The sequence below is a fragment of the Candidatus Methylomirabilis sp. genome (assembly GCA_036000645.1).
In the GTDB taxonomy this organism is placed as follows: Bacteria; Methylomirabilota; Methylomirabilia; order Methylomirabilales; family JACPAU01; genus JACPAU01.
This window is the reverse complement of record DASYVA010000106.1, coordinates 1-4,407: the sequence shown is the minus strand read 5'-3', so window position 1 is coordinate 4,407 and position 4,407 is coordinate 1. Positions and strand designations below refer to the sequence as shown.

Sequence of the window (4,407 nt, the reverse complement as noted above, 5' to 3'; positions counted from 1 at the left end):
GAGGACGCTGAGGAGGCCGAAGGGAAGGGCCAGGAACATGGAGACCATGATCGTCACCGGATGGATGAAGGACTCGAACTGGGCGGCCAGGACCATATAAATGAACGCCAGGCTCAGGAGGAATGCGATGAGGAAGTTCTGGAACGCCTCCGCCATGAGCTTCCCCCGCCCGATGGGGAGGAAGCCGTACTCCGGAGGGAGCTGCATCTCCCGGAGGATCGCGGAGGCCTCGGTGAGCGCCTCCCCGAGGGGCTTCTGGTACATGTTGGAGACCACCGTGATCTGCCGCTCCTGGGCGTAGCGGTCGATCTGCGCCGGGCTCTGGCCGCTCTCCAGGGTCACGAGGTTGCTCAACCGGACGAGGGCGCCGTTCGCTCCTGGGACCGTCAGCTCCCGGATGACCTCCGGGTCCCGCCGGTACTGGTCCAGGAGCCGGAGGCGCACGTCGTACTGCTCCCCCGCCTCCCGATAGAAGGTCACCCGCTCCCCCCCCACCATCGTCCGGAGGCTCGAGGCGATGGCCTCCACGCTTACCCCGAGGTCTGCGGCCCTCCGCCGGTCGATATGGACCTGAACCTCGGGGTGACGCAGCGCCTGGCCCGTGTCCGTGTCCACGAAGCCCGGAATGGCCCTGAGGCGCCGGATGAGGGTCCGCGCGATCTCCTCCAGCCGGTCCTGCTCCGGCCCGCGGATGACGTAGTTGAACGGCGTCTGGCGGAAGCCGCCCCCCGAGACCAGGCTGACCTGCTGGACGCTGGCCCGGAGGTCCGGGTAGCGGGCCGTGAGGATCCCCCGGATCTGCTGCATGATCTCCTGCTGGGACCGCTTCCGCTCGCTCATGTGGGTGAGCGCCACGTAGATGGAGCCGTCGGTCACGTTGGAGATATGCTGCCCCCGGACCCCGATGGTGGTGAAGAGCCGGTCCACCTCCGGGACCTCCCGCCGGAGGTCTGCCTCCACGACGGCCAGGATGGCGGCGCTCCTCTCGAGGGAGGCGCCGGGTGGGGTCTCCACGATCACCTCGAACTCGCTCATGTCATCGTCCGTGATGAACTCGACCTTGGCCAGGCGGGCGAGGGGAACCACGGAGAGCATGATCGCCAGCGCCCCGGCCATCGTGACCGCCCGGTGCCGCAGGCACCAGCGCAGCAACCGCTCGTAGCCCGCCTCGAGGAACGTGTACAGGCGGCCGGCCTTGGAGCCGTGCCCGCCGCCCCCCCGGGCCGGGCGGAGGAAGCGGCTGCTCAGCATCGGCGTGAGGGTGAAAGCCACCAGGAGCGAGACCAGGATCGCGAAGGTGGCGGTCAGGCCGAAGGAGCGCCAGAACCGCCCCACCAGCCCCCCCATGAAGGCCACCGGCAGGAAGATCACCACGAGGGAGAGGGTGGTGGCCAGGACGGCCAGCGCGATCTCCTTCGCCCCGACGACCGCCGCCTCCATGGGCGACCGGCCCTCCTCCTCCATGTGCCGGAAGATGTTCTCCAGGACGATGATGGCGTCATCAATGACGATGCCGGTCGAGATGGTGAGGCCCAGCATCGTCAGGTTGTTCAGGGTGAAGCCGGCGGCCCGCATGATCGTGAAGGTCGAGATGATGGAGGCCGGGATGGCGAGCGCGGCGATGAGGGCGGTCCGGAGATTCCGGATGAAGAGGAGGACGATGACGCTGGCCAGCACCCCGCCCAGGATGAGGTGCTCCTGGACCTCGGTGATGGCCCGCTTGATGAAGCGGGACTGGTCCCGGACCACCTGCATCTCGAGATCGGCCGGTAACGACCGGCGGATCTCCTCGAGCCGGGCCTTGACCCGGTCCACCACCTGGACCGTGTTGGTCCCCGACTGCTTCCGGATGAGGAGGGAGACGGCCGCCTTTCCGTCCAGGCGGGAGAGGCTCCGGGCCTCCTCCTCCCCGTCCACGGCCCGCCCGATGTCCCGGATCCGGACCGGCGCGCCCTTGCGGTCGGAGACGATCAGGTCGCTCCAGTCGGCGGCGCGGGCAATCCGCCCCACGGTCCGGAGGCCCTCCTCCCTCGGCCCCCACGTGAGCCGCCCGCCGGGGATCTCCGTGTTCTGGCGCCGGAGCGCCTCCTTCACCTGCTGGATCGAGAGGCCGTGGGCGGTCAGGCGGTAGGGATCCACCAGGACCTGGATCTCCCGCTTCCGGTCCCCCACCAGCGAGATCGCCCCGATGTCCTTCACCGTCTCCAGCTGCCGCTTGATCCGCTTGTCGGCGATCTCGGTGATCTCCCGCGCGCTCCGCCGTCCCGAGACCACGATGGCCATGATGGGGGCGGCGTCCGGGTCGAACTTCTCGATCACGGGCGCCTCGGTCCCGGGAGGGAAGTTCCCGACCACCGTGCCCACCTTCTCCCGGACGTCGTTCGCCGCCTCGTCGGTGTTCCGCTCCAGGACGAAGGTGGCGAAGACCTGGGATTGCCCCTCGATGGTCGTGGAGCGGAGCTCGTCGATCCCGCTGATGGTGTTGACCACCTCTTCGATCGGCTTGGTGATCTGGCTCTCCACCTCTTCCGGGCTGGCGCCGTCGAGGCGGGTGGTGATGGTCACGGTGGGGAGGTCCACCTTCGGGAAGAGGTCCAGGCCGAGGTCGCGGAATGAGGCGAGGCCGAGGACCACCAGGGAGACCGTGAGCATGGTCGCGAAGACGGGGCGACGGACGCAGATGTCCACCAGGCTCATCGCGCCCCCTCCCCCGCCTCGGCGGTGCGTGTCACGGTGACCGGCGCCCCGTCGAAGAGGGCGGCGAGGGCGGCCGTGGCCACCACCTCGCCCGGCTTGACCCCGCGGCGGATCTCGACCCAACCGTCCACGCGCTCCCCCGCCTCCACCTGCCGCTCCTGGACCGTTCCGTCCGCCACCACGAAGACCTTGGTGACCCCCACGAAGCTGTAGAGGGCTGTTTCCGGGACGAAGGGGACGTCCTTGTCGGTCCGGGCGAGGACCTGGCCCTTGGCGAAGAACCCCGGCTTGAGCCGGCCGTCGGGGTTCTCGAGGAGCGCCTCCAGGGCCAACGTCCGGGTCTGGGGGTCCACGGAGGGGCTCAGGCGCGAGACCTTCCCCCGGAAGGCGCGGCCCGGGTAGGCTTCCAGGGTGACCGCCACCGGCTGCCCGACCTTCACCTCGGGGGCGTAGCGCTCCGGGACGGTCCCCTGGAGCTTGAGCGGGTCCGTCGCTACCAGGACCAGCATGGGGGTCTTCTCCCGGATCCCGTCGCCGGCCGAGACCAGGCGCTGCTTGACCGCCCCCTTCATGGGAGAGCGGACCTCCGTGTCCGCCACCCGCTTGCGGGCCAGCCCGAGGCCCGCCCGCGCCTGCTCCACAGCGGCCGCCGCGGTCTGCACCCCCTGGGCATCGCTCTCCGCCTGGGCCTCGGCCCAGCGGAGGGTCGCCGCCGCCATGTCGTCCTGCGTCCGGGCGCTATCCCGCTGGCTGGCCGACACCGCCCCCTCGGCGAACAGGTCCTCGAACCGCTTCCGGTTCAGCCGGGCCTCCTCCAGGGCCGCCCGAGAGCGGGCCACGGTGGCGAGCGCGGCCTCGGCTCCCGCGCGGGCCCGCCCGAGGCCGCGCTCTGCCGCCAGGAGGTTCGCCTCGGCCTGAGTGAGCGCCAGCCGGGCCTCCCGGGCGTCGAGCCGCAGCAGGAGTTGCCCCGCCTCCACCCGGTCGCCCAGGTCCACCAGGACCGCCTCGACGGTGCCGGGCTGCTCGTTGGTCAGGACGACCTCCTCGAAGGGGAGGAGGGTTCCGGTGACCTCGACGCTCCGGGCGATCTCGCGCGCGGCCACCCGCGCGGCGGTGATGGTGATCCGGGCCTCCTTCCCCGGCCCCCCCTTCCCCTCGGTATCGGCGCGCCCGTCGCGGGAGCAGCCGGCCGCAGAGGCGGCCAGCAGGACAAGGAGCATCGCCGCCGTTCGCGCCCGTGACAAAGGTGCCCGGCGGGAGGGGCATCGGCTCATGGGCGGAGCCCCCTTAGGAAGATGTCCACATAGATGGCGATGACCCCGGTGCTGCTGAGGTGCGCGGGCCTGGGGATGCCGAAAAGCTCGTGGATCAGCAGGTAGTGGACCACCGTTCCGATGAAGCCCCGGGCCGCCAGGAGAGGATCCACCGGGCGGAAGGCCCCCTCCCCGATCCGGGAGGCAAGGTAGTCGGTCAGGAACTGGTGGGTCCGCCGGACCTGGGTGCCGAAGAACATTTCCGAGAGGGCGTGCCCCTCGAGCGCGCTGTAGAGGAGCAGCCGCATGAAGGCCGGGTCCTTCTCGACGCGGGAGAGGATGGTCGTGGCCACGGCGGTCAGGACCCTCGCGTCGTCCCGCGTCGCCGCGGCCTCGCGGGCCGCCTCGAGCACCTCCTCAGCGTGAGCCTTGGCGTCAATGATGGCGGAGTAGAGGG

The 4,407-nt window shown here is 70.5% G+C and carries 3 protein-coding genes; all 3 read right to left on the bottom strand.

Annotation, left to right across the window (positions count from 1 at the left end; all coding sequences use genetic code 11):
* The coding region (locus VGT06_06375) for an efflux RND transporter permease subunit (protein HEV8662745.1) at positions 1-2,697 on the bottom strand (2,697 nt) is incomplete at its 3' end.
* Positions 2,694-3,917 carry an efflux RND transporter periplasmic adaptor subunit gene (locus tag VGT06_06370; protein HEV8662744.1) on the bottom strand — a complete coding sequence of 408 codons (1,224 nt, stop codon included), beginning with the start codon at positions 3,915-3,917 and terminating at the stop codon, positions 2,694-2,696. The genes VGT06_06370 and VGT06_06375, both read right to left, overlap by 4 nt.
* Before the next feature lie 50 nt (positions 3,918-3,967).
* On the bottom strand, positions 3,968-4,407 hold a 440-nt coding region (locus tag VGT06_06365), incomplete at its 5' end, for a TetR/AcrR family transcriptional regulator C-terminal domain-containing protein (protein HEV8662743.1).

Coding starts and splice junctions, on each gene's coding strand:
- VGT06_06370 (HEV8662744.1), bottom strand. CDS start 3,917: ATGCTCCTTGTCCTGCTGGCCGCCTCTGCGGCCGGCTGCTCCCGCGAC.